The sequence below is a fragment of the Oerskovia sp. USHLN155 genome, assembly GCF_037145535.1.
GTDB classification, from domain to species: Bacteria; Actinomycetota; Actinomycetes; order Actinomycetales; family Cellulomonadaceae; genus Oerskovia; species Oerskovia rustica.
Genome location: NZ_JBBCXG010000016.1, coordinates 1 through 23158, shown reverse-complemented (window position 1 = coordinate 23158; position 23158 = coordinate 1). Strand labels below are relative to the sequence as shown.

General features: G+C 71.8%; 22 protein-coding genes. 16 read left to right on the top strand and 6 right to left on the bottom strand.

Going from position 1 to position 23158, the window contains the following annotated elements:
* Positions 1 to 81 precede the first annotated feature (81 nt).
* The 4 genes from WFH32_RS18700 to WFH32_RS18685 are packed head-to-tail and all read right to left on the bottom strand — an operon-like array spanning position 82 to position 3875.
* The gene (locus WFH32_RS18700) at positions 82 to 345 is read right to left on the bottom strand and encodes a YHS domain-containing protein (RefSeq protein ID WP_191797046.1); all 264 of its coding nucleotides are present in this window, start codon (positions 343 to 345) and stop codon (positions 82 to 84) included.
* Between the two features lie 53 nt (positions 346 to 398).
* Positions 399 to 2669: a heavy metal translocating P-type ATPase gene (locus tag WFH32_RS18695; protein WP_336708798.1), complete on the bottom strand. Its 2271-nt coding sequence runs from the start codon at positions 2667 to 2669 to the stop codon at positions 399 to 401.
* Between the two features lie 46 nt (positions 2670 to 2715).
* Positions 2716 to 3672, bottom strand: coding sequence for a heavy-metal-associated domain-containing protein (locus WFH32_RS18690; protein ID WP_336708796.1), 957 nt, complete (start codon positions 3670 to 3672; stop codon positions 2716 to 2718).
* Complete coding sequence (locus tag WFH32_RS18685; protein WP_191797039.1) at positions 3669 to 3875, bottom strand: heavy-metal-associated domain-containing protein; 207 nt, start codon at positions 3873 to 3875, stop codon at positions 3669 to 3671. Before WFH32_RS18685 ends, WFH32_RS18690 begins: the two co-directional genes overlap by 4 nt.
* A 289-nt stretch (positions 3876 to 4164) precedes the next feature.
* On the opposite strand from WFH32_RS18685, the gene WFH32_RS18680 reads away from it, so the two are divergent.
* The 3 genes from WFH32_RS18680 (at position 4165) to WFH32_RS18670 (ending at position 6843) form a co-directional block, all read left to right on the top strand.
* Complete coding sequence (locus WFH32_RS18680) at positions 4165 to 5595, top strand: MFS transporter (protein ID WP_191797036.1); 1431 nt, start codon at positions 4165 to 4167, stop codon at positions 5593 to 5595.
* Between the two features lie 57 nt (positions 5596 to 5652).
* The gene (locus WFH32_RS18675; protein WP_191797034.1) at positions 5653 to 6201 is read left to right on the top strand and encodes a universal stress protein; all 549 of its coding nucleotides are present in this window, start codon (positions 5653 to 5655) and stop codon (positions 6199 to 6201) included.
* A gap of 102 nt (positions 6202 to 6303) precedes the next feature.
* Positions 6304 to 6843, top strand: a complete 540-nt coding sequence (locus WFH32_RS18670) for a carboxymuconolactone decarboxylase family protein (protein WP_336708793.1) — start codon at positions 6304 to 6306, stop codon at positions 6841 to 6843.
* Between the two features lie 71 nt (positions 6844 to 6914).
* Here WFH32_RS18670 and WFH32_RS18665 read toward each other — a convergent pair whose 3' ends face one another.
* A complete protein-coding gene (locus WFH32_RS18665) occupies positions 6915 to 7601 on the bottom strand; it encodes a rhomboid-like protein (RefSeq protein ID WP_138826944.1) in 687 nt (228 codons plus the stop codon).
* 157 nt (positions 7602 to 7758) lie between these two features.
* Between WFH32_RS18665 and WFH32_RS18660 the strand changes: the two genes are divergently transcribed.
* The 3 genes from WFH32_RS18660 (at position 7759) to WFH32_RS18650 (ending at position 10600) form a co-directional block, all read left to right on the top strand.
* On the top strand, positions 7759 to 8493 hold the full coding sequence (locus WFH32_RS18660) for an SDR family oxidoreductase (protein WP_191797030.1): 735 nt from the start codon (positions 7759 to 7761) through the stop codon (positions 8491 to 8493).
* 313 nt (positions 8494 to 8806) lie between these two features.
* Positions 8807 to 9328, top strand: coding sequence for a TetR-like C-terminal domain-containing protein (locus WFH32_RS18655; RefSeq protein ID WP_318244200.1), 522 nt, complete (start codon positions 8807 to 8809; stop codon positions 9326 to 9328).
* Between the two features lie 777 nt (positions 9329 to 10105).
* Positions 10106 to 10600: an FBP domain-containing protein gene (locus tag WFH32_RS18650; RefSeq protein WP_191790757.1), complete on the top strand. Its 495-nt coding sequence runs from the start codon at positions 10106 to 10108 to the stop codon at positions 10598 to 10600.
* Between the two features lie 87 nt (positions 10601 to 10687).
* Here the strand turns inward: WFH32_RS18650 and WFH32_RS18645 are convergent, their stop codons facing one another.
* On the bottom strand, positions 10688 to 11629 hold the full coding sequence (locus tag WFH32_RS18645; RefSeq protein WP_191797026.1) for a sugar-binding transcriptional regulator: 942 nt from the start codon (positions 11627 to 11629) through the stop codon (positions 10688 to 10690).
* 202 nt (positions 11630 to 11831) lie between these two features.
* Between WFH32_RS18645 and WFH32_RS18640 the strand changes: the two genes are divergently transcribed.
* The 10 genes from WFH32_RS18640 (at position 11832) to WFH32_RS18595 (ending at position 22950) form a co-directional block, all read left to right on the top strand.
* Entirely contained in the window at positions 11832 to 13193 is a 1362-nt protein-coding gene (locus WFH32_RS18640) for an MFS transporter (RefSeq protein ID WP_191797024.1), read from the top strand.
* A 37-nt stretch (positions 13194 to 13230) separates the two neighbouring features.
* Entirely contained in the window at positions 13231 to 14856 is a 1626-nt protein-coding gene (locus tag WFH32_RS18635) for an FGGY family carbohydrate kinase (protein ID WP_336708790.1), read from the top strand.
* Positions 14853 to 15869, top strand: a complete 1017-nt coding sequence (locus tag WFH32_RS18630) for an NAD(P)-dependent oxidoreductase (RefSeq protein WP_336708788.1) — start codon at positions 14853 to 14855, stop codon at positions 15867 to 15869. Before WFH32_RS18635 ends, WFH32_RS18630 begins: the two co-directional genes overlap by 4 nt.
* A gap of 56 nt (positions 15870 to 15925) precedes the next feature.
* Complete coding sequence (locus WFH32_RS18625) at positions 15926 to 16552, top strand: class II aldolase/adducin family protein (RefSeq protein ID WP_191797018.1); 627 nt, start codon at positions 15926 to 15928, stop codon at positions 16550 to 16552.
* A gap of 32 nt (positions 16553 to 16584) precedes the next feature.
* Positions 16585 to 17763: a zinc-binding dehydrogenase gene (locus WFH32_RS18620; protein WP_336708787.1), complete on the top strand. Its 1179-nt coding sequence runs from the start codon at positions 16585 to 16587 to the stop codon at positions 17761 to 17763.
* 60 nt (positions 17764 to 17823) lie between these two features.
* Positions 17824 to 18222: a VOC family protein gene (locus tag WFH32_RS18615; RefSeq protein ID WP_336708786.1), complete on the top strand. Its 399-nt coding sequence runs from the start codon at positions 17824 to 17826 to the stop codon at positions 18220 to 18222.
* A gap of 73 nt (positions 18223 to 18295) precedes the next feature.
* The gene (locus WFH32_RS18610) at positions 18296 to 19246 is read left to right on the top strand and encodes a PhzF family phenazine biosynthesis protein (RefSeq protein WP_336708785.1); all 951 of its coding nucleotides are present in this window, start codon (positions 18296 to 18298) and stop codon (positions 19244 to 19246) included.
* Between the two features lie 105 nt (positions 19247 to 19351).
* Positions 19352 to 20722, top strand: coding sequence for an MFS transporter (locus WFH32_RS18605; protein WP_336708783.1), 1371 nt, complete (start codon positions 19352 to 19354; stop codon positions 20720 to 20722).
* A gap of 117 nt (positions 20723 to 20839) precedes the next feature.
* Positions 20840 to 21553 (top strand): LytR/AlgR family response regulator transcription factor, encoded by a 714-nt coding sequence (locus WFH32_RS18600; RefSeq protein WP_336708781.1) that lies wholly within the window; start codon positions 20840 to 20842, stop codon positions 21551 to 21553.
* Positions 21550 to 22950, top strand: coding sequence for a sensor histidine kinase (locus tag WFH32_RS18595; protein WP_336708779.1), 1401 nt, complete (start codon positions 21550 to 21552; stop codon positions 22948 to 22950). The genes WFH32_RS18600 and WFH32_RS18595 overlap by 4 nt, the downstream gene beginning before the upstream one ends.
* Positions 22951 to 23158: the final 208 nt, after the last annotated feature.

Below are 23158 nucleotides of genomic sequence, written 5' to 3'. Positions count from 1 at the left end.
CTGCGAGGGCCCGGGGGCGAGCGAGACGACGGGCGGGGTCCGCGGTGCGTGAGGGCGGCCGCAGACCCCAGGTCCCCGTCGTCACGCCATGTTGGCGGCGTACTTCGCGGGGTCCGAGTCGAAGGCCGGTCCGCATCCGCCGCAGCAGAAGTAGTACCGCTCACCCTCGTGGTCCCGGTAGAGGCCGACCGCCTCGGCCGCCTTCTTGCTGACGGGGCTGCCGACCATGACCGGGCAGGTGGTCATGTCGTCGTTCGCCGCCCCGAGCAGGTTCTCGGTGCCGTCGCCCGTGGGGTTGGACGCACCGGTGCTGCAACAGCCGGACGCCTGGGGTTCGTTCGCCATCGTGAGTGGTTCCCTTCGTGCTTCTGTGGGTGGTGTGGTGAGTTCCGGGGACGTCATGACCTGGCGACGCTCCGGAACCCGCGCAGGCGCAGGCTGTTGCCTACGACGAAGACGCTCGACAGCGCCATCGCAGCCCCTGCGAGCATGGGGTTGAGCATGCCGAGCGCAGCGACGGGGATGGCCGCGACATTGTAGGCGAAGGCCCAGAACAGGTTGGTCTTGATCGTTCCGAGCGTCTTGCGGGACAGACGGATGGCATCGACCGCGCTGCGGAGGTCGCCGCGCACCAGGGTGATGTCGGACGCCTCGATGGCGACGTCGGCGCCGGTACCCATGGCGAGTCCGAGGTCCGCCTGGGCGAGGGCCGGGGCGTCGTTGACGCCGTCGCCGATCATCGCGACGACCTTCCCCTCGGCCTGGAGCCGGGTGACGACGTCGACCTTGTCCTTGGGGAGGACCTCGGCGATGACCTCGTCGATGCCCACCTCCGCGGCGATCTGCCGGGCGACGGCCTCGTTGTCACCGGTGAGGAGCACGGGGGTCAGGCCGATCGCCTTGAGCTGTGCGATCGCCTCGGCGCTCGTCGGCTTGACCGTGTCGGCCACGACGAGGATGCCGCGCGCGCGGCCGTCCCAGCCCACGGCCACGACCGTCTTGCCCTCGCCCTCTGCGCGCGCCTTCATGGCGGCGAGCGCGGGGCTCAGCTCCTGGGACCACTCGGCGAGCAGCGACTCGCGGCCCACCAGGACGGCGTGGCCGTCGACGACGCCCTGCACGCCCTTGCCCTCGATGTTCGCGAAGTCCTCGGGCGTGAGCAGCGTGCCGACCTCCTGCGTCGCGCCCTTGGCGATCGCCTGCGCGATCGGGTGCTCGGAGGCGTCCTCGAGCGCGCCGGCGAGGCGGAGCAGCTCGGTGCGGTCCGTGCCGGGCTCGACGACCACGTCGACCAGCGTCATCTTGCCGGTCGTGACCGTACCGGTCTTGTCCAGCACGACGGTGTCGATCTTGCGGGTGGACTCGAGCACCTCCGGGCCCTTGATGAGCACGCCCATCTGCGCGCCGCGGCCGGTGCCGACCAGGAGCGCCGTCGGCGTCGCCAGCCCCAGTGCGCAGGGGCAGGCGATCACGAGGACCGCGACCGCGGCGGTGAAGGCCGCGCTCACGGGGAACCCCGCGCCCAGCCAGCCCCCGAGGGCGGCGGCCGCGATGACGATCACGATCGGCACGAACACGCCCGAGATCCTGTCGGCCAGGCGCTGCACCTCGGCCTTGCCGGTCTGGGCGTCCTCGACGAGCCTGGCCATCTGCGCGAGCTGTGTGTCCGACCCGATCCGGGTCGCACGGACCACGAGCCGACCGCCCGCGTTCGTCGTGGCACCGGTGACGGTGTCTCCTGCGGAGACCTCGACCGGCACCGACTCACCCGTGAGCATCGACTCGTCGACGGCGGACGTGCCCGTCACGACCACTCCGTCCGTGGCGATCTTCTCGCCCGGGCGGACGATGAACTCGTCACCGACCTGCAGGTCCTCGACGGGGATCTTCGTCTCGACGTCTCCGCGCAGGACCGAGACCTCCTTCGCGCCGAGCTCGAGCAGCGCACGCAGCGCCGCACCGGCCTGCTTCTTGGAGCGCTTCTCGAAGTACCGTCCAGCGAGGATGAACATCGTGACCCCGGCACCCACCTCGAGGTAGATGTTCGCCGCGCCGTCGGAGGGCGCCAGCGCGAGCTCGAACGGGTGCGTCATGCCCGGGGTGCCCGCCGTGCCGAGGAACAGCGCGTACAGCGACCACAGGAACGCGGCGGACGTGCCCATGGAGATGAGGGTGTCCATCGTCGCGGTGCCGTGCTTGAGGTTCGCCCACGCCGCCTTGTGGAACGGCCACGCCGCCCAGACGATCACGGGAGCGGCCAGCGCGAGGGAGGCCCACTGCCAGTACGTGAACTGCCACGCCGGGACCATGGCCATCGCGATGACCGGCACGGTGAGCACGATCGCGCCGATCAGCCGGTTGCGCAGCGAGGTCAGCTCGGGGTCCTCACCCTCGCCCCCGCCGGCCGACGCACCGTCCTTCCTCGCGCCCTTGGGCACGGGCAGCGCGGCGGTGTACCCGGTCTTCTCGACCTCGGCGATCAGCAGCGCCGGGTCGTACCCGTCCGGGACCGTCACCTTGGCCTTCTCGGTCGCGTAGTTCACGGTCGCGACCACGCCGTCGAGCTTGTTCAGCTTCTTCTCGATCCGCATGGCGCAGGAGGCGCAGGTCATGCCGCCGATCTCCAGCTCGACGCCTGTGATCACGCCCGGAGGCGCTGATGTGCTCATGTGCAGTTCCTTCTCTCGGCTGGTGGGAAAGGGCCCGACCTCTCGGTCAGTGCCCCTCCGGGTGCGATCCGCCCTCGGGGTCCGTGGGTTCGGCGCCGCGAGCGGCGTCGAGCACGAGCTCGGCGGTGTGGACCTGGCCGTCGACCTGGAAGTCCAGGTACAGCAGGTAGCGGCCCGCGGTCGGGACCTCGGCGGCGAAGGCGATCTCCGGCCCGGCCGTCTGCCCGGCCTCCGGGTCCGCGCCCTCGGCGTGGACGTGCAGGTAGGCGAGGTCGCCGTCGCGCAGGGCGACGAGGTGGCCGAACGCTCCCAGGTACGGTTCCAGGGCCGTCACGGGCTCGCCGCCCCGGGAGACCGCGAACGTGAGGCCGCTCGAGGCCCCCGCCGCCAGCTCGCCGTCGACGGTCACGGTGTACCCGTCCACCTGGGCGGTCCGGGTCGGCTGCTGCTCGACGGGCACGAGGTCCCCGGCCACCTGGACCGTGCGGCTCACCGTGCGGGAGGACTCGTCCGCGCCCGCCGGCGTGAAGTCCGCGAAGACGCGGTAGCTGCCCGCCGCGGCCCACTCCCAGGGGATCGACCAGGTGCCCGAGGCCTCGTCCAGCACGGGATGGACGTGCCGGAACTGGCTGCCGTCCGTCCGGACGACGATCAGGTGCAGGTCCTTCTCGTGCGCGGTCGTGTACGCCGTCACCGGAGCGCCTGCGTGGTCCCGGACCTGGAAGCTCAGCTCCCCGGGCTCGCCGACCCCCGCGGGTGCGTCGAGGGACGACAGGGCGAACCCGTCGACGCCGAGCGCAAGGCCCTTCACCCCGCTCGCAGCACCCCCGGCCGCTCCGGTGCTCTCCGCACCGTGTCCTTCTCCGTGCTCGTTCATCTCGCTCCCTTCGGTCCAGTCGGCGACGGCGCTCTCGGGCACGACGGCGCCGGCGACGCCGAACGCGCCGCCGAAGGCCACCACGAGCCCCAGGCCGTAGAGGGTCAGTCGTGCGCCCGTCCTCATGCGGACCGCACCGCCGAGTAGCCGGCCTCCTCGACGGCGGCCAGGACCAGCGCGTCGTCGACGGGGCCCGTCACCACGAGCCGTCCCGTCTGCGCGCTGACCTGGATGTCCTCGACCCCGGCGACCTGTCCGACCTCCTCGCGGATCGACAGCTCGCAGTGCCCGCACGTCATGCCCGTCACCTGGTACTCGTTCGTGGCCATGGCGGAGCCTTCCTCTCGTGGGAATTGATACCCCTACCGGGTATCTCTCTCTCGAACATATACCCCGAGGGGGTATAGCGCAAGCATGGGTCACCGCTCAGGACGAGGGATCGGGTGAATCACCCGAGGTTCCGGCCAGGTACATCGGCCGATACCCCTACGGGGTACCAGCCTCCGGCGCCCCGCAACGCGTACCAACGGGTTCAGGCAGTCTTGACACCCATACCCCCCATGGGTATACCTTTTGCCGACGCCGGGCATGCCGGCCGTCCCTCAGGAGGAGATCTTCATGTCTACCCATCCACCACTGTCGCCGGCGAAGCGGTGGCTCGGCCTCGCGCTCATCGCCACGGCACAGTTCGTCGTCATCATGGACACCTCGATCATCGGCGTCGCCCTGCCGGACATCCAGCGAGACCTGGGCTTCACGCCCGAGTCGCTGTCCTGGGTGTTCAACGCCTACGTGGTCGCGTTCGGCGGCCTGCTCCTGCTCGGAGGCCGCCTCGCCGACGTCTTCGGTGCGCGGAAGATCTTCGTGCTCGGCTGGCTCGTGCTGATCGTCGGGTCGGTGCTCGCGGGAGCCGCAGGCACCATCGGGCTCGAGATCGCAGGCCGCGCGATCCAGGGGGCAGGTTCGGCGATGATCGCGCCCGCCGCACTGACCCTGCTGATGATGCTCTTCGGCGGCACACGCGACCTGCCGAAGGCGTTCGCCGTCTACGGCGCGGCCGCACCGGTCGGAGGCAGCGCCGGAGTCTTCCTCGGCGGGGTCCTCACCGAGTACGCGAGCTGGCCCTGGGTCTTCTACGTCACCGTGCCGATCGCGGTCTTCGTGCTCGCGTTCACCGCGTCGACCCTCCCACGCACCGAGAAGAAGGCGTCGGGATCGATCGACGTCGCGGGTGCACTCACCGTGACGGCCGGGCTCGCGGCCGTCGTCTACGCCGTCGTCAACGCCCCGGAGGTCGGCTGGCTCACGCTGCCCACGCTCGGCGCCCTGGCCGCGGGCATCGTCCTGCTCGTGATCTTCTTCGTCATCCAGGCACGCAGCCGTGACCCCCTGCTCCGCCTCGGCCTGCTGCGTGCGCCCCTGCTCGGCGCCGCGAACGGTGCACAGCTCCTGCTGGGTGCCGCCTGGGTCTCGATGTGGTTCTTCCTGAACCTGTACCTGCAGCAGGTCCTCGGCGCGAGCGCCTTCGCCGCCGGCGCCGCGCTCCTGCCGATGACCGGCCTCGTCGTCCTCGTCATGCTCGCCCTGGCTCCCCGGCTCCAGGAGAGGTTCGGCGCGAAGTCGCTCATCGTGACGGGGCTCCTGCTGCTCGCGGCCGGGCTCGTCTGGCTCTCGTTCGTCCGCCCCGACGGCAGCTACGCCGTCGACGTCCTGCCCGCGTCGCTCCTGGCCGCGCTCGGCATGTCCCTCGCGTTCGTCCCCTCGCTCGGCACCGCCATCAACGCCGCACCCGCAGCCGAGACGGGCGTCGCGTCGGGGCTCGTGAGCACGAGCTACCAGATCGGGTCCGCGCTCGGGCTCGCGGCGCTCACGGCGATCGTCTACGTCGTGTCCGGCACCGACCCCTCGCCGGTCGAGCTCACGCAGGGCTACTCGGCCGCGTTCGTCGGGGCGGGGATCCTCGCCCTGGTCGGAGCGATCGTGACCGCCGTCGCGATGTCGAGGCCCCGAGTGCCCGCCGCCGCGACGGACGGGTCGATCGGCCGCTAGCCGCACGGAGCCCGGTCCCGACCGGTTCCCTCACCACCACCTCGAAGGGAAACACCCATGTCCGCTCCCCGCCTGCTCCTCGCCTACGACGGATCGCCCAACGCGCACAGCGCGATGCAGACCGTCGCCGGGCTCTTCCCCGGCGCCACCGCAGTGCTGCTCTACGCCCGCCAGCCCATGGAGGGCTTCGCGGCCCATCTCGAGGGCCACCCGGCGCTCGAGCAGCTCCAAGGTCTCGACGCCGCAGCCCTCGACGTGTCGGAGCGGATCGCCTCCGACGGCGCACAGGTCGCCCGAGACCTCGGGCTGGTCGCCGAGCCCCACGTGTCCTCCACGATGGCCACGGCTGCCGAGGCCATCGTCGAGGCCGCCGAGGAGCTCGACGTCGACCTGATCGTGCTCGGCTCCCGCGGCCGCCGCGGCCTCAGGGCGACCCTGCTCGGCAGCACCTCGGCCAGCGTCCTGCACCACGCCACCCGCCCGACGCTGGTCATCCCCTCGGACGCCGTGGCGCTGGCCCGTCGCACCAGCCGGGCCGCAGGCGGCCGGGCAGCGTCGGACGGCCGGGTCCCGTCGGACGCCCCTGTCGCGTCCGACGCCGGCTGACCGCTCGGCGACCGCCCGGGTCCGCCAGGCAGAAGTGCCTGGCAGGCCCGGGCCCGGGCCCACCGCCCCCGTGCCGTTCCCCTCGACGTGAAGGAGACTGCTGTGCCCCGACTTTCCCGCCTGACCCCGGAGACCGCCGTGGGCGCCTCGAAGGACCTGCTCACCGAGCTCGTGGACCGCCACGGCAGCGTGGGCGACATGGTCTCGACGATGGCGCACTCCCCTGCCGTGCTCGGTGGATACCTGCAGCTCAGCCGTGCCATGAGGCGCGCCAAGCTCGACCGCAGGACCAGCGAGCTCGTCTCGATCGCCGTCCAGGCGCAGCAGGGCTGCGGCCTGTGCCTCGCGGCGCACGTCGGAGCCGCCCGTGCCCTCGGAGCCGGCGAGGACGAGATCGCGCTGGCCCACGACGGGTGGTCCGCCGATCCAGCGGTGGCCGCGATCGTCGCCTTCGGCGTCCAGGTGTACCGCGAGCCGACGTCGATCACCGACGAGCAGGTCGACGGCCTCCGGCGCCACGGCTTCAGCGACCGCGAGATCGCCGACGTCGTCGGCGTCGTCGCGCTCAACGTCCTCACCGGGGCGTTCAACCTCGTCGCCGGGCTCACGCCCGGAGCACCGTCGGTGCGGCGCAAGGCCTGATCTCCCGGGGACGTCCCCGCCGCGTCCCGTGCGGGCTCTCGTCCGGTCCGACGACCCGTCGAGCAGCTCCGTCACCGCCGCCCCGGGACGTCCCCCGACCACCCGGCCGCCTGCCGGGTCCGGCCCGCGACGAACGCGACCGTGAGCCCGATGACGAGCGCGGTCGTGTGCCCGACCGCGGTGAAGTTCCGTGCGACGAGGCCCGGCCCCACCCAGTAGACGACGACGAACGCGACCCACCACCAGCGCCAGCGTCTGGGCACGACGACGGTCAGGAACCCCATGACGGTCGCCATGACGTAGCTGACGCCGACGTCGTCGACGGTCGCGACGCTCGGGCTCACGAAGCCGTGGAAGATCCCGGTCGTCAGGACCATCGCGGTGAACACGGTCGCACCGACGTGCCCCATGAACCCGACCGCGAGCGACGCGAGACGCCCGACGAAGCGCTGCGCGTAGGCCAGGACCACGAGGAGCTGGAGGACCAGGAGCACCTCGCCCGGCGAGGAGATGACGAAGGCGCTCGCGAGCAGCACGGAGATCGGGCGGTCGCGCAGGTTCGCGAGGTTGGTGCTCGTGTCCTCGTACACCTGGTCCCGCGTGCCCTCGGGCAGGAACCACAGGACGACGGCGACGAGCAGCACCACGGAGCAGTAGACGATCGCGAGGTCCGCCCGGCGGACCGTTCGCCACATGTCGGCCAGCGCGTGACGCAGGAGGTGGGCGGGGGTCGCGCCGCCCGTGGGGCCGTCCGTCATGCCGTCACGCTACGCCGGGACTCGCCCGCGAGCGCCCGGGAGCGTGCTCTCGCTCGGACGGCCCCTCGGGAACCGTGCCTCGCACCTGGATGTAGACAGTCTGTCCATATCGATGTACCTTCGAAATGAACAAGACGTCCACATCTGGAGGATTCTCATGACCACTCCCGCCACTCGCGTCGCGATCGTCACCGGCGGATCCGGCGGCATCGGCCGTGCCGTCGCCGAGCGCCTGGGCGCCGAGCACTTCGACGTCGTCGTCCACTACAGCGGCAACGCCGACAAGGCACGCCAGACCGCAGGAGCGGTCTCGGCCGCCGGCGGACGCGCCCTCACCGTCAAGGCCGACGTCGCCGACGAGTCCGAGGTCGCCGCTCTGTTCGACGCGGCCGTCGCCGAGTTCGGCGGTGTCGACGTCGTCGTCCACACGGCCGGCATCATGCCCCTGGGCCCCATCGCGGAGATGGACCTCGCAGACTTCGACCAGGTCCAGCGCACCAACGTCCGCGGGACGTTCGTCGTCGACCAGGCCGCGGCCCGCACGATCCGCGACGGCGGGTCGATCGTCAACTTCTCGACCTCGGTGACCCGTCTGCAGCAGCCTGGCTACGGGGCGTATGCCGCATCCAAGGGCGCGGTCGAGGCGCTCACCCTGATCCTGGCGCGGGAGCTGCGCGGGCGTGACGTGACGGTCAACGCCGTTGCCCCCGGCCCCACGGCCACGCCCCTGTTCCTCGACGGCAAGCCCCAGGAGGTCGTCGACCACCTCGCGTCGCTCGCGCCTCTGGAACGCCTGGGAACCCCTGACGACATCGCCCAGTCAGTGCTGAGCCTCGTCGACGCCCGCTGGATCAACGGTCAGGTCGTCTACGTCAACGGCGGCATCGCCTGATCCCCGCAGCGCCGACGCGGACAGGAACGACGACGACGGCCAAGAAGATCGCCTTCCCCGCGATCACCGGCCTCCCGAACCTCGTCACCCACTGAACCGGCCCGCTACCCCGGCGGCAGGGTGCACACCCTCGGAGCGCTGCGGGCTCGCCGTCCCGCGCGGCTACGATCACCGAGAGCCGCGAGCAGCCCGACGATCCACCCGCCTCGGGGGCCAACTTCAGGAGTGCGTCACCACCATGACAAGAACACCGCCAGAACGACCTGGGCGCGGGCGCCGCCCAGCCGCAGAGGTCCGGAGAGGGATCCTCGCCGTGACCGCCGAGACTCTCCTCACCGACGGTGTCGCCGGCGTGACGTTCGACAAGATCGCAGCGGCCGCACCGGCGAGCAAGGCCACGCTCTACAAGTGGTGGCCCTCCCCAGGAGCCCTCGCCGCAGAGGCGTACTTCACGCACGTCGAGGAAGAGCTGCACTTCGACGACACCGGCAACATCGAGAGGGACCTGCGCAACCAGCTCCACGCCCACGTCTCCCTCTTGGCCCGACCCGACGTAGGGCCAGTGATCGCCACGCTCATCGGCGCCGCCCAGGACGACCCAGAGCTTGCCGAGGCCTGGTCACGCAACTACTCCAGCATCCGACGGCGGACCGCGGTCGAGCGTCTCCAGAGGGCCAAGGACCAGGGACAGATCCACCAGGACGTCGACCTCCAGGTCGTGGTCGACCAGCTGTGGGGCGCCTGCTACCACCGTCTCCTCATTCCCGACGAGCCGCTCTCGATCGAGTTCGCCGACTCCCTGATCGACAACATCGGCCGCGGCATCCTGGTCTAGCCGCAAGCTCCTGAGAGGTTCTGCTGCTCGAACAGCCTCAAGCGTCCGGGGGCGGCGACGCCGGTGCGGTGCAGATCGACCAGGGGCGTCCCAGGGCCTGCCGAGGGGTCGGCCGACGCGGGAGTCTCCCCTCTCACCGCCCCCCGCGACGGTTCCTCGGCGCGTCCCGACGCCGGACTGGACTTCCTGTGGGTCTTGGCTATGGTGGCCGGTTCACCTGCAGGCTGGAAGGAGGTGAGCCACATGGCCAAGAACGACAAGAAGCAGCCGTCGCTTTCCCTGAAGGACAAGCGCGCACAGAAGCGCGAGAAGGCAGCCGAGACCACCGCGAAGGTCCGCAAGCGATAGACCCCGCGCAGCGGGCGGGTCGTCGTCACGTGCATGGGCGGCGACCCGCCTCCGCAGCACCTCCCCAGAATTCCCGTGAGGGATTCAGGTGCCCGGGCGTACCATCGACGGAGAGCTGAGCCGTGGGACGAGCCCCGGCCACCGATCTTGGAGCGCATCTTTCATGCAGCGAGGAAGCGGGGCGGCCGCCCTGGCCTGCTCGGGCGCGGGCCGGACGCCCGCCCAGCACGCCTGACGCCCTACGGCGCCACCCACCGGTGAACCCTCGAGGTTCACCGGACGATCGGCGTACCTCGGCGGGTCCCCTCCCCGGTGAGTCCTCGTGACCGCCGGCGGACCCCGACCCTGCCGTCCCCCGCTCCCGCCCGACCTGTCGGTCCTGGGCGACCACGGGCGAGACGGTCCCTCCTGCACGAGAGCCGTAGAACCATGAACCCCCTGACCGAGAAGCAGATCCGCGCGTCCTTCGTGAACGCCTCGCGCCGCGAGTCCTCGCAGCTCACCCTCCCGTCCGACCTCGCGGACCTCCGCTGGGACCGTCTCGACTACCTGGGTTGGGTCGACCGCAAGGCGCCGCTGCGCGCCTACGTCGTCCTGCCCGTCGACGACACGCTGGTCGGGCTCGCGCTGCGTGCCCCCGAGGGCACGGCGTCGCGCCGCCGCGCGGTGTGCGCGTGGTGCGAGGACGTCATCGCGACCGACGACGTGTCCCTGTACGTCGTGCGCCGGGCCGGTGCGGCCGGGCGCAACGGCGACACGATCGGCACCCTGATCTGCACGACGTTCGAGTGCTCGAAGAACGTCCGTCGCAAGCCGACCGTCGTCGAGGCCGGCCAGGACCCCGCGGGCCTGGTCGAGCGTCGCATCGAGGGTCTGCGGGAGCGGTCCGCAAAGTTCGCGCGCGAGGTCCTGCGCGAGGTCTGACCCGATCGCGCGCCGCGGAGCGCGCGGCGCGCAGCGGTGCCGGACGCCCCGGCACCGCTGCGGTCGCCGAGCACCGGGAGCGAGCCGTCAGGCCGACCGGGCGTCGGGTGCGGTGCGCTCCAGCAGGTCCACGGCGCTGTCGACGTCCGTCACGACGACGTTGACCAGACCGCACGCCAGAGCGGTGAACAGCGCGTCGCGCTTCTCCTGGCCCCCCGCCATCGCGACCCGGACGTCGATGGCGCGCAGCTCGTCGAGCGTCAGGCTCACGACACGCTCGTCGACCTCGCCGCGGACGGTGTTGCCGTCGGCGTCGAAGAAGCGCGCCGAGACGTCGCCGACGGCCCCGAGGTCGCGCAGCGCCTCGAACTCGCTCTCGGTGATCCATCTCCGGAGGGCCTGCGCGGCGCGCTGGTTGCCACCGACCCCGACGACCAGGACGTCCGCGGCGGCCGCGGCCTCGAGCACCGCCCTCGTGTCGGGGTCCTCGCGGACGGCAGCGGCGGCGTCGGGACCGGCCGCGATGAGCGGGGCAGGCAGATGGAACGGGGTACCGCCGGTGACGTGCGCGAGCGAGGTGACGAGCTCGTGGGGGTCGGCCCCGTTGGCCCGTCCGGCCCGGCTGCCGGCGAGCGGGAGGATCTCGAGCTCGGGCAGCTCGAGCGGCCGGAGCTGCGCGATGCTCGCGGCGACGGAGCGGCTGAGGCCGACGGCGACGCGGCGGGCGCGCGGCAGCACCGCACCGAGGGCGTCGGCACCCGAGAGCGCGAGCGAGGCGGCGGCGCGGGCGTCGTCGGCTCCGCCGGACGGGCTGACCCATGCGCTCTGGAGCCCGAAACGCTCGACGAGGGCTTCCTCCAGGTCGGCGAACGGCCGTTCGTCGCTGTGCACCGTGATCTCGACGATCCCGCGGCGCCGAGCGTCGGCGAGCATGCGTGTGACCTTGATCCTGGACACGTCGAGCATCGACGCGATCTCGGCGTGCGTGAGCCCGTGCTCGTAGTAGAGGCGCGCGACGCGTCCAACCATCTGGTGATCATCCGTTCGCATGCATGAACCTCCGTTCGCGAGGGGTCTTCAGGCTATCTCACCTGCGACGACACCCGTCGCTCCGTACGTCTCGGCGGCCCTGCCGAGCCGACCGGCCTTGACACGACGCACGGTTGGCCCACAATAGGTGAACCACCGTTCGTCTGCATGAACAAATGTACATGACTCAAGGAGGAGTCGCATGTCCAGTGTCGAAGCACCAGCCGGCGGAGCGTTCGCCCGCTTCCTCACCTCACAAGGGATCTCCCGACCGCTCGCCTGGGGGTTCGTCGCCCTCATGCTCTTCATGGTCGGCGACGGGATCGAGCTCAGCTTCCTGTCCAACTACCTGACCGACGGCGGGTTCAGCGCAGGGCAGGTCGCAGGCCTGTTCAGCGCCTACGGCATCGTCGTCGCCGTCTCCGCCTGGCTCGCCGGAGCCCTCGCCGAAGCCTGGGGGCCCCGCCGCGTCATGCTGCTCGGGGCAGTCGTCTGGATCGTCTTCGAGGTCGTCTTCCTCGCCTTCGGCGTCATGCCCGGCAACTACCCCGTGATGGTCTTCGCGTACGCCGTCCGCGCGATCGGCTACCCGTTCTTCGCCTATGGCTTCCTCGTCTGGGTCACCATGGAGACCCCCAACGCCGTCATGGGCAAGGCCGTCGGCTGGTACTGGTTCTTCAACGCGATGGGCCTCGGCGTCATCAGCGGGTACTTCGTCGCAGGCGCCATCGAACCCCTGGGGTCGCTCGGGACCCTCTGGTCCGCGCTCGCCTTCGTCGTCGTCGCCACCGTGATGGTCGCTCTGCTCGTCCGCTCCCGCGCCGGAACCCACAAGATCAGCCGCGAGGAGACGGTCAAGGGCCTCGTCCGGAGCATCACGATCATGCGGGACCGTCCGAAGGTCGCGGTGGGCGGCGCCGTCCGCCTCATCAACACCATCTCCTACTACTCGTTCGCCGTGTTCCTCGGCGTCTACATGGTCGGCACCGTCGGCTTCTCCCAGGCGCAGTGGTCCTCGATCTGGGGAACCATGCTGCTCGCCAACGTGGCCGCCAACCTCGTCTCCGGATACGCCTCGGACAAGTTCGGCCGCATCAACGTCATCGCCTGGGGCGGCGGTCTCGCGACCGCGATCACGGTGCTCGGCTTCTACTACGTGCCGCAGGGCCTGGGGGCCAACTTCCCGGTGATCATGGCGCTCGGCATCGTCTACGGGCTGGCGCTCGGCATGTACGTGCCGTTGTCCGCGGTGGTCCCGCTCCTCGCGCCCCAGAACAAGGCTGCCGCCGTCGCGGTCCTCAACCTCGGTGCGGGGCTGTCGAACTTCGTCGGGCCCGCGGTCGCCGCCCTCGTGGTCCCGCTGGGCGTCGCCCCCGTCGTGTGGATCCTCGCGGGCTTCTACGTCGTCGGCCTGTTCCTGACGTTCCTGCTGCGCGAACCTGGGGTCGAGGCGGCGGACCACGACCCCGGGGCCTCCGACACGGCCACCCCGGGCGACGACGCCCGGACCACCACCCCGCCGCCCGCGCCGACCGAGGTCGACCACACGGTCGTGGGTCGTTGAGTCCACGCCGCGGCCACCGAAGGGAAGATGATCTGGCATGACTCGTACGCCTGCCGTCCTCGGCATCGACGCAGGGACCACCTCCGTCAAGTCAGTCGTCCTCTCGCTCGACGGGGAGGTGCTGGGAGCGTCGCGGTCCACCGTCCGCATCCGTCGCCCCCTCCCCGACCGGGCCGAGCAGGACATGGACGAGGTCTGGTCTGCCGTCGCCGCCACGATCTCCGCCGCGTGCGACGAGGCGGGGGACGTCGAGCTGATCGGCGCAGCCGTGACCGGGCAGGGTGACGGCGCGTGGCTCGTCGACGAGGACGGCAGGCCCGTCGGTCCAGCTCTGCTCTGGCTCGACGGACGCGCCGCACCTCGCGTCGCCGAGTGGGGACGCGACGGCCGCGGCGCGCTCGTCCGGGAGGTCACGGGGTCGGCGCTGTTCCCAGGTGCCCTGCCCGTCCTCCTCGAAGAGCTGGAGGAGAACGACCCCGGGCTCGTGCGCTCGGCCGCGACCCACCTCAACTGCAAGGACTGGATCCGCTTCCGGCTCACCGGTCGGCGTGCGACCGACCCGTCGGAGGCCTCGCGCACGTACCTGGACGTCGCGCAGGGCACGTACTCGCACAGGCTGCTGACCGGGCTCGGCCATGAGCGGTTCGAGCGCCTGCTCCCGCCGCTGCTCCCCCCGGGAACCGTCGCCGGACACGTCACCGCGGATGCCGCGCGGGAGACGGGGCTGCCGGTCGGCCTGCCCGTCGCCACGGGCATGGTCGACACCCCCGCCGGTGGCGTCGGGCTCGGGGTCGTCGACCCAGGGCAGGTCTACGCGATCCTCGGCACCACGGCGTTCGTGGGCGCCGTCCAGGAGGGCCCGCGCGCTCCGGCCGACCTGCCGGTCATCACCGTCTCGCTCGGCGAGTCGGACCACGTGGTCGAGTGCCTCGCCCCCATGAACGGGACCCCGAACCTCGACTGGGCCAGGCAGGTCACCGGGCTCGACGCGCTCGAGTGGGAGGAGGTCGCACGGATCGTGCGTGCCGAGCCCGCAGGCGCGGGCGGCGTCCTCTACCTGCCCTACGCCGGGGTCAGCGGAGAACGTGCCCCGTTCGTCGACACCGACGCGTCGGCCGCGTGGCTCAACCTCTCGGTCAGCACGACGCCCGGCCAGCTCCTTCGCGCGGTCTACGAGGGGATCGCGCTCTCGTTGCGGGAGTGCATGGACCTCCTCGGCGTCGGCGAGGGCGCCACCGTGCGCCTGTGCGGCGGCGGCGCCCAGTCCTCTCTCGTGTGCGAGATCGTGGCCGACGTCACGGGTCGGCCCGTCGAGCGCTCCACCTTCGCCGAGCTGGGCGTGCGAGGCGTGGCCGCTCTCGTGCTCGTCGCGACCGGTCGCGCCCCGGACCTGCGTGCCGCGACCGAACGGCTGGGCACCGACACGCACCGGTTCGAGCCGGACCCTCGTCTCCGCGCGCTGCACGACGCGCAGGCCACGGTGTTCACCGCGGTCCGCGATGCGAACCGTCACCACTGGGCCTCGCTGCGCGACCTGCGCAAGGCCTCCCACCAGACCGACCAGGAGGCGACCCGGCGGGCACGGCCCGCGCACACGGTCGTCGCCCGCTCGCCGTCGGGCACCTCCCGCACGACGACGCACCACGACAAGGAGCTCCCATGACCGCCCCGACCACCCCTCGCCTGCTCGTGACGGCGCCCTTCGACACCGCCCGTGCCGAGTCGCTCGGCGAGCACTTCGCGGTCGACGTCGTCCAGCCGTCGCTCGACGGCGGCTCGCTCGCCGAGCGCGGCATCGACGACCTGCTCGCGACCGCGACAGTGATCGTCACCGAGCTCGACGTCGTCGACGCGGCGACGCTCGACCGGGCACCCGAGCTGCGGGCCGTCGTCTCGTGCCGCGCCAACCCGGTCAACGTCGACGTCGCCGCGTGCACAGAACGTGGAATCGCCGTCCTCACCACGCCCGCGCGCAACGCCGAGGTCACGGCAGACCTCGCGTTCACCCTGATCCTCATGACCGTCCGGCACGCGGGCGAGGCCGAGCGCTGGCTGCGCAGCGGCGCGTGGACGCCCGACGACGTGTTCGAGCCGTACTCCCGCTTCCGAGGCATCCAGCTCGCCGGTCGGACCCTCGGCATCCTCGGGGGCGGGGCGATCGGCCGTCGCGTCCTGCGCCGCGCCCGCGCGTTCGGCATGGACGTCCTCGTCTACGACCCGTTCCTCGCCGCGGACGCGTTCGGCGACGAGGCGACGGTCACCACGCTCGACGAGGTGCTGTCACGGTCCGACGTGGTGACGGTCCACGTGCCGCTCGCCGAGAGCACGATCGGGCTCCTCGGAGACCGCGAGCTGCGCCTCATGCGCCCCGACGCGTATCTCGTCAACGCGGGCCGCGCGGCGGTCGTCGAGGAGGACGCGCTCGTCGCCGCGCTGCAGGAGGGGCGCCTCGCGGGCGCGGGTCTCGACGTCTTCTGGACCGAGCCGGTCCCGGCGGACCACCCCCTCCTGGCGCTCGACAACGTGACGCTCACGCCCCACATCGGGGGCGCGTCCGACGACGTCGTCGCCGAGCACTCGCGCATCGCCGCCGACGGCCTGCTCACGTGGCTCGAGGGCGGGCGCCCCGCGACGATCGCCAACCCCGACGTGCTCGCCGCCTCGGCCCGCGCCTGACCCCCCTGCACCCGCGTCGGGCACGCAGGGCCCGGCGCACGACGGAAGGAACCACCATGACCACGCTCGACGACCTCGTCCAGGAGCTGTGCGACGTCGGCCACGACGCCGTCGACAAGGGCCTCGTCCTTGCCAGCGGAGGAAACCTGTCCGCGCGCCTCCCGGGGGGTGACGTGTTCGCCGTGACGGGTTCGGGGACGTTCCTCGACCGGCTCACCCCTGCCGACTTCACCATCATGACGCTCGACGGCGAGATCGTCGGCGGCTCACCCCGGCCGTCGTCGGAGTGGAAGCTGCACCAGCGCACCTACCAGGCGCGCCCCGACGCGGGCTCCGTGATCCACGTCCATCCGCAGTACGCGGTGCTGCTCGACGCGCTGGGGCACGAGATCCGCCTCTTCACGCTCGACCACGCGTACTACGTGAAGTCGGTCGGCCGCACCCCCTACTTCCCGAACGGCTCGGACGAGCTCGCCGAGAGCGCGGCGGCCGAGGCCGCGGCGCACGACTGCGTGATCCAGGGCTTCCACGGCTGCTCGGCCGTCGGCCCCGACATCGCCATGGCCTACCGCCGCGCCCTCAACCTCGAGCAGGCCGCCGAGGCGACGTTCCGCGCGCTGCAGCTCGGCGACACCACGACGTCCTTCCCGCAGGAGCACTGGGCGACGCTGCACCACGCGTGACCCGCACAACCCCACCTCACCCAGGAGACCGCATGACGCTCGCACAGACCCGCACGACCCCCGACACCCACACCGTGGACGACTTCACCGCCCCCTTCGCGGCCCGAGCCGTGGTCTGGGCCGGCCCCGGCAAGGGCCTGAGCATCGAGGACGTCGTGCTCGACCCGCCCGGGCCGGGCGAGGTGGCAGTACGGATGCTCGCGAGCGGCGTGTGCCACTCGGACCTGCACATCCTCGACGACGACTGGGAGCTGCCGAGCCCGCTCGTCATGGGCCACGAGGGGGCCGGCGTCGTCGTCGCGGTCGGCTCGGGCGTCGGTCGGCACCCGCAGGACCCGCGCGTGGGGGACCACGTGGTCCTGGCCTGGACCGCACCGTGCGGCCGCTGCGCCCGGTGCGCCGGTGGTGACGGGCACCTGTGCGCGACGCCCGTCGGAGGCGACCACCGCACCTCCCCGGACCAGGTCCGGGTCCGCCGCGCCGACGGCACGCCGCTCGGTATCCACTGCGGGATCGGGACCATGGCGACGTACCAGGTCGTGGCGGCCGAGGCAGCGGTCCGCGTCGACCCCCGGTTGCCCGCGACCCAGGCGTCGCTCGTCGGGTGCGCCATCACCACAGGCGTCGGCGCGGCGCTGTGGACCGCCCGCGTCGAGGCCGGGGACGAGGTCGTCGTGATCGGGCTCGGCGGGGTCGGCCTCTCCGCCGTCATGGGCGCGGCGCTCGCGGGGGCGTCACGCGTGATCGGCGTCGACCGCGAGCAGTCGAAGCTCGACCTCGCCCTCCAGGTCGGCGCCACGCACGGGGTCCTGGCGACCGACGACGCCCTGACGACCGCCGCCGTCCGAGAGCTGTGCGACGACGGCCCGGACCACGTGATCGAGGCCATCGGCCTGCCGTCCACGATCGAGCTCGCGACACGCCTCGTCCGGCCGGGAGGCACGACCACGCTCGTCGGCCTGACCCGGACCGGCGCGACGGCGGCGCTCGACACCTACCGGTTCGTCTTCTCGGGATCGCGCATCGTGGCCTCGAACTACGGTTCGGCCGTCCCGTCCACGGCGTTCCCCCGCCTCGTGCGCCACGCGATCGAGGGGCAGCTGCCCATCGACGCGATCGTCAGCCAGGAGATCGCGCTCGACGACGTCGAGGCGGCGTTCGACGCGATGCGCCGCCGCGAGGGCGCACGCCAGGTGATCGTCTTCGACTGACTGCCTCACCGTGCCCTGTCGGAGCGCCCGCACCGGCAGGGCACGGCTACGCTCCACGTCATGCTGAGCCTCGAGAACGCCACCTACCTCGTGCACGACCTGGACGACGCCATCGCCTTCTTCACGGACGCGCTCGGCTTCACGCTGCGTCAGGACGAGACGTTCGAGGGCGGGTGGCGGCGCGTCGTCGTGAGCCCGGGAGCCGACGAGGCCCCGGGAACGGGGCTCGTCCTCGCCCTCGCGACGTCCGACGACGCGCGCGCCCGCGTGGGCCGACCGGTGGGCGACGAGGTGGCCTTCTTCCTGCGCACGGACGACTTCGCGGCCCAGCACGCCCACATGCTCGCGCACGGCGTGACGTTCCGGGAGGAGCCACGGCACGAGGCCTACGGCACGGTCGCGGTCTTCGAGGACCTGTACGGCATGCCGTGGGACCTGATCCAGCCGCCGAGCGCCTGAGACCCGGGCGCGCCGACCTGCAGCGGCCCGTGGTCCGCTGCGGAGGCGCGGGCACGGCAGTAGCGTCGGACGCGTGAGCACCCCACCGCGCCTTCGCCCGTTCTCGCAGGTCGACGTCTTCACGACGACCCCCTACCGGGGCAACCCGGTCGCGGTGGTGCGCGACGCCGTCGGGCTGGGGGCCGAGCAGATGGCCGCGTTCGCACGCTGGACCAACCTCTCCGAGACCACGTTCCTCCTCCCGCCCTCCCCCGAGGGTGCGGCCGCCGGGGCCGACTACCGCCTGCGCATCTTCACCCCCGCGGGCGAGCTGCCGTTCGCGGGGCACCCGACGCTCGGCTCGTGCCACGCGTGGCTCGCCGCGGGCGGCACGCCGCGGATCGCGGGCACCGTGGTCCAGGAGTGCGGGATCGGCCTGGTCCCGCTGCGCCGCTCCCCCACGACGGACCTGACCGACCTGCCCGACGACGCCACGTCCTCCCCGGGCGGTCGGCTCGCCTTCGCGGCCCCCGACCTCCTCGCGGACGAGCCCGTCGACCTCTCGACCCTCACGGCGATCACGCGCGCGCTCGGGCTCGAGGCTCGCGACGTCGTCGACCACCGGTTCCTCGACAACGGGCCGGGCTGGTGCGTGCTCCTGCTCGGCTCGGCCGAGAAGGTCCTGGCCCTCGACCCCGACTTCACGGGGCTGGGCGACCTGGCGATCGGCGTCGTCGGGCCGTACACCGCGCTCGGGGACGGGAGGTACGACGGCCCCGACGGCGCAGCGGTCGAGGTGCGCGGGTACGCGCTCGACATGGGCATCCCCGAGGACCCCGTGACGGGCAGCCTCAACGCGGTCGTCGCGCAGTGGCTCCAGCCCGACGGCCTGCTGCCCGCCGAGTACGTCGCGAGCCAGGGCACGGCGCTCGGGCGGGCCGGGCGCGTCCACGTGCGCCGCGCCGTCGGCGACGACGGTCGCGCGGACACCGTGTGGGTCGGCGGCGACGCCGTGACCTGCATCGACGGCACCGTGCTCCTCTGACCCGCGCGCTGTACGGGGCTCGGCGCGGCCCCGCCGCCGGACCGGCGCGTCCCGCCCAGAGAAACACGGTGAGGACGCGCCCAGTCGCGGCATAGAGTTCGCTGAATGTCAGGAAACCTTGCAGTCGATCGCGCCCGCTGGTCGTTGATGGCGCTCTTCGCGCTCTTCGGCATCGTGGGCACGAGCTGGATGACGCGACTGCCCTCGATCCGCGAGGCGCTCGGGGTCTCCTCGGCACAGCTCGGACTGATCCTCATCGTCGGCGCGGTCGGCGCGCTGTTCGCCGTCATGTCCACGGGCGCGGTCGTCGCCCGGTTCGGGAGCCGCCGGACCCTCGCCGCGGCCACGGTCGTCAACCTCGTCGCGCTGCTGCTCGTCGCGTGGGGCACGGCGACCGGGAGCGTCGGCATCTTCGCGGTCGGCGCGTTCACCAACGGCATCAGCGGCGCCCTGATGAACGTCCCGATCAACCTCAACGGGGCCATGGTCGAGCAGCGCGTCGGCCGCGCGATCCTCCCCCACTTCCACGCGGCCTTCTCGATCGGCGCGGGCGCGGGGGCGCTCGTCGGGGCCGCGTTCTCCGCGGCGCAGATCCACATCGCGGTCCAGCTCGCGATCATCACGACCCTCGTCGCGATCGCCCGCGCCTTCCTCATCGGACCGGCGACCGTGTTCGCACCCGAGCGGCAGGCCGCGACCGGTGCGGACGACCGCCCGGCCGTCGCGGCGCCGTCGGCCCGCGGGACGAGCGACGCGACCGACGAGGCGGCCACAGAGGTGGCCGACGCTCCGGCCGGCTCTGCGGCGGAACCCGCTGCGGCGCACGGCGTCACGGACGAGACGACCCCGCACCCGACCAGGCGTCGCGGCGCGGGGCTGCGCAACGCCCTGTCCGCGTGGCGCGAGCCGCGCACCCTGCTCATCGGCCTGGTCCTGCTCGCCGCCTCCCTGTCCGAGGGGTCGGCCGGCAACTGGCTCTCGATCTCGATGGTCGACGGCTTCGCCGTGCGCGAGGCCGTCGGTGCCATGGCCTACGGCACGTTCGTCGCCGCGATGACCGTCTTCCGGTTCGCCGGGACGGGACTCATCGACCGGTTCGGCCGCGTCACGATCCTGCGGGCGTCCGGGCTGTCCGCTCTCGTCGGGCTGCTCCTGTTCGGCCTGGCGCCCGGGCTGCCGCTCGCCTGGTTCGGCATCGTGCTGTGGGGCTGCGGGGCCGCCCTCGCCAACCCGATCGCGATCGCCGCCGCGTCGGACGACCCGCTGCGGGCCCCGGGGCGCGTGTCGGTCGTGACGTCCTTCATCTCGTTCGGCCAGCTCACCGCACCGCCGCTCCTCGGCCTGCTCGCGGACTCGATCGGTGGGAGGCACGCCCTGCTCACCATCACGGTCGCCACCGTCCTGAGCATCGCGCTCGCAGGCTGGGTCAAGCCGCTGCCGCTGCCGAGCAGGACCTTGGTGGCCGACCGGGTGTGACCTTCGTCCCCCGGCTCGGGACGTCGTCGAACACGTGCCCGAAATGGCGTGATCGCGCCGTTCCCGGCCGGGTTCCCTTGGTATCTTGGGACGTCATCGTGAAAGAGGTCCGCCAGCATGATCCGCATCGGCGTAGTCGACGACGAGTCCGCCAGCAGAGACGTCGTGCTCGGTCACCTCGACCGTTTCCAGGTCGAGAACCGGGTGACGTTCGACGTCCGTACCTTCAGCGACGGGCGTGAGCTCGTCACGGGCTACCGCCCCGACTTCGACATCCTCTTCCTCGACGTCCAGATGAACGACCTCGACGGCCTCGACACCGCACGGCAGCTCCGCACGCTCGACTCCCGGGTCGTCATCGTCTTCGTCACGAACATGGCGCAGTACGCGATCCACGGCTACGAGGTCGACGCCCTGAGCTATCTCCTCAAGCCCGTCCCCTGGTTCGCGTTCTCCCAGGAGCTGCGCCGCAGCATCGACCGTGTCCGGCGCAGCGGCACGGACTCGCTCATGCTGACCGTGAACGGCGCGGTCGCCCGGGTCGACCTCCTCGACGTCGTCTACATCGAGAGCATCAAGCACCGGGTCGTCGTCCACGCCGTCGACCGGACCTACGCGTTCACCGGCACCCTCAAGGCCTTCGAGACCGACCTCGCCGACAAGGGGTTCTTCCGCAGCAACAGCTGCTACCTCGTCAACATGCGCCACGTCCTGGCGGTCGACCAGAGCACGTGCGTCATGCTCGGCGGTGACGAGCTCCAGATCAGCCGACCGCGCAAGCGCGCCTTCCTCGACGCGCTCGCCGACCACGTCGGCGGACGCGTCGCGTGATCCAGGACGTCCTCTCCGCCGCCGTCGCGGAGGTCCCCACCGACATCCCCCGTGGGATCACGGCCTTCGCGGAGTGGTCCGCGTGCCTCGTGTACATCCTGCTGCTGCGCAAGAGGTTCACGCCGCCCGTCCTCGCCCTCCTGCTCGGGCTGGGGCTCGGGCTCCTGTGGGCCGTCCAGTCCTTCGCGGGCGAGCTGCCGATCCCCCTGTGGACGTTCGGCATGGCCATGGCGGTCGCCGCGATGTACAGCGTGGTCGTGCTCTGCGCCGACGTCTCGACGAGAGAGGCCGGGTACTTCACGGCTCGTGCTTTCGTGCTCGCCGAGCTCGTCGCGTCGCTCCACTGGCAGCTCTACAGCTACGCCGTCGACCAGGGGTTCACGGGCGTCGGGGTCCAGGCGGGTCTGCTGGTCCTGGTGTACGGCGCGGCCTTCACCGCGGCCTACTTCATCGAGCGACGACACTTCCCGCCCGACCAGCAGCTCGAGGTCGACCGGCGCGGCCTGCTGAGCGCGGCCTCGATCGCCGCCGTCACGTTCCTCATGAGCAACGTGAGCTTCGTGAGCTCGAACACCCCGTTCAGCGCGCAGTTCGGTCCCGAGATCTTCTACATCCGCACGCTCGTGGACCTCGCCGGGTACGTCGCTCTCTACGCCCAGCAGGGGCAGCGGCTCGAGCTCCAGCGCGCGGTCGAGGTCGAGGCGATGAACCGGATGCTGCGCTCGCAGCACGAGCAGTACCTGCAGTCCAAGCGGAACATCGACATCGTCCACCGCAAGTACCACGACCTCAAGCACTTCGTCACCGCGATCCGGACCGAGAGCGACCCGGCGGCCAAGGCGACGTATCTCGACCAGCTCGAGGAGAGCATCCAGGGATACGGCTCCCAGGTCGAGACGGGGAACCCCGTGCTCGACACGATCCTCACGTCGAAGACCGCGCAGTGCGCAGAGCTCGGGATCACCCTGACGTGCGTGGTCGACGGCGCAGCCCTGTCGTTCATGGACGCCATGGGCCTGAGCGCGCTCTTCGGCAACGCGCTCGACAACGCGATCGAGAGCACCGCGGCCCTGCCGGACCCGGAGAACCGGCTCGTGCGCGTCGCGGTCTACACGCAGAGCTCGCTCGTCATGGTCCGCTTCGAGAACTACCACGTGGGCGACCTCGACTTCGACGACGGGATCCCGCGGACCACCAAGCGCGACGCCCTCAACCACGGGTACGGCCTGCGGAACATGCGTCAGGTCGTCGAGGGCTACGGAGGGTCGCTCACGGTGCGCACCGAGTCCGACTGGTTCGTGGTGCGGGCCCTGATCCCGGTCCCCGAGGGACGCAGGTCCCGACCCCAGAGGCGACGGCTGGAGCTCCTGGGACCGCCGGACTCGTCGGGACACTGAGGCCGCCGGGACCGCCGAGGTAGAACGTGCTGCGCGAGGTAGGTCGCGGTGCCTACTACCTCGGCACACGACGTTCTACCTCGTGCCTACCAGGCTCAGTTGAAGCCGATGACGCGTTGTGCGGCTTTGTAGGCCAGGACGGAGAGTTGGCGTCCGGGTCTGCCGGGGAGGTTGGAGATCTGGTGCAGGGTGGTGCGGCGTAGTCGGC

What these genes read in the sequence shown, in the direction of transcription:
- WFH32_RS18700 (WP_191797046.1), bottom strand. Translation starts at nt 345, where the DNA reads ATGGCGAACGAACCCCAGGCGTCCGGCTGTTGCAGCACCGGTGCGTCC.
- WFH32_RS18660 (WP_191797030.1), top strand. Translation starts at nt 7,759, where the DNA reads ATGACCACTCCCGCCACTCGCGTCGCGATCGTCACCGGCGGATCCGGC.
- WFH32_RS18685 (WP_191797039.1), bottom strand. Translation starts at nt 3,875, where the DNA reads ATGGCCACGAACGAGTACCAGGTGACGGGCATGACGTGCGGGCACTGC.
- WFH32_RS18690 (WP_336708796.1), bottom strand. Translation starts at nt 3,672, where the DNA reads ATGAGGACGGGCGCACGACTGACCCTCTACGGCCTGGGGCTCGTGGTG.
- WFH32_RS18605 (WP_336708783.1), top strand. Translation starts at nt 19,352, where the DNA reads ATGTCAGGAAACCTTGCAGTCGATCGCGCCCGCTGGTCGTTGATGGCG.
- WFH32_RS18635 (WP_336708790.1), top strand. Translation starts at nt 13,231, where the DNA reads ATGACTCGTACGCCTGCCGTCCTCGGCATCGACGCAGGGACCACCTCC.
- WFH32_RS18640 (WP_191797024.1), top strand. Translation starts at nt 11,832, where the DNA reads ATGTCCAGTGTCGAAGCACCAGCCGGCGGAGCGTTCGCCCGCTTCCTC.
- WFH32_RS18600 (WP_336708781.1), top strand. Translation starts at nt 20,840, where the DNA reads ATGATCCGCATCGGCGTAGTCGACGACGAGTCCGCCAGCAGAGACGTC.
- WFH32_RS18675 (WP_191797034.1), top strand. Translation starts at nt 5,653, where the DNA reads ATGTCCGCTCCCCGCCTGCTCCTCGCCTACGACGGATCGCCCAACGCG.
- WFH32_RS18650 (WP_191790757.1), top strand. Translation starts at nt 10,106, where the DNA reads ATGAACCCCCTGACCGAGAAGCAGATCCGCGCGTCCTTCGTGAACGCC.
- WFH32_RS18680 (WP_191797036.1), top strand. Translation starts at nt 4,165, where the DNA reads ATGTCTACCCATCCACCACTGTCGCCGGCGAAGCGGTGGCTCGGCCTC.
- WFH32_RS18630 (WP_336708788.1), top strand. Translation starts at nt 14,853, where the DNA reads ATGACCGCCCCGACCACCCCTCGCCTGCTCGTGACGGCGCCCTTCGAC.
- WFH32_RS18665 (WP_138826944.1), bottom strand. Translation starts at nt 7,601, where the DNA reads ATGACGGACGGCCCCACGGGCGGCGCGACCCCCGCCCACCTCCTGCGT.
- WFH32_RS18615 (WP_336708786.1), top strand. Translation starts at nt 17,824, where the DNA reads ATGCTGAGCCTCGAGAACGCCACCTACCTCGTGCACGACCTGGACGAC.
- WFH32_RS18695 (WP_336708798.1), bottom strand. Translation starts at nt 2,669, where the DNA reads ATGAGCACATCAGCGCCTCCGGGCGTGATCACAGGCGTCGAGCTGGAG.
- WFH32_RS18625 (WP_191797018.1), top strand. Translation starts at nt 15,926, where the DNA reads ATGACCACGCTCGACGACCTCGTCCAGGAGCTGTGCGACGTCGGCCAC.
- WFH32_RS18645 (WP_191797026.1), bottom strand. Translation starts at nt 11,629, where the DNA reads ATGGTTGGACGCGTCGCGCGCCTCTACTACGAGCACGGGCTCACGCAC.
- WFH32_RS18620 (WP_336708787.1), top strand. Translation starts at nt 16,585, where the DNA reads ATGACGCTCGCACAGACCCGCACGACCCCCGACACCCACACCGTGGAC.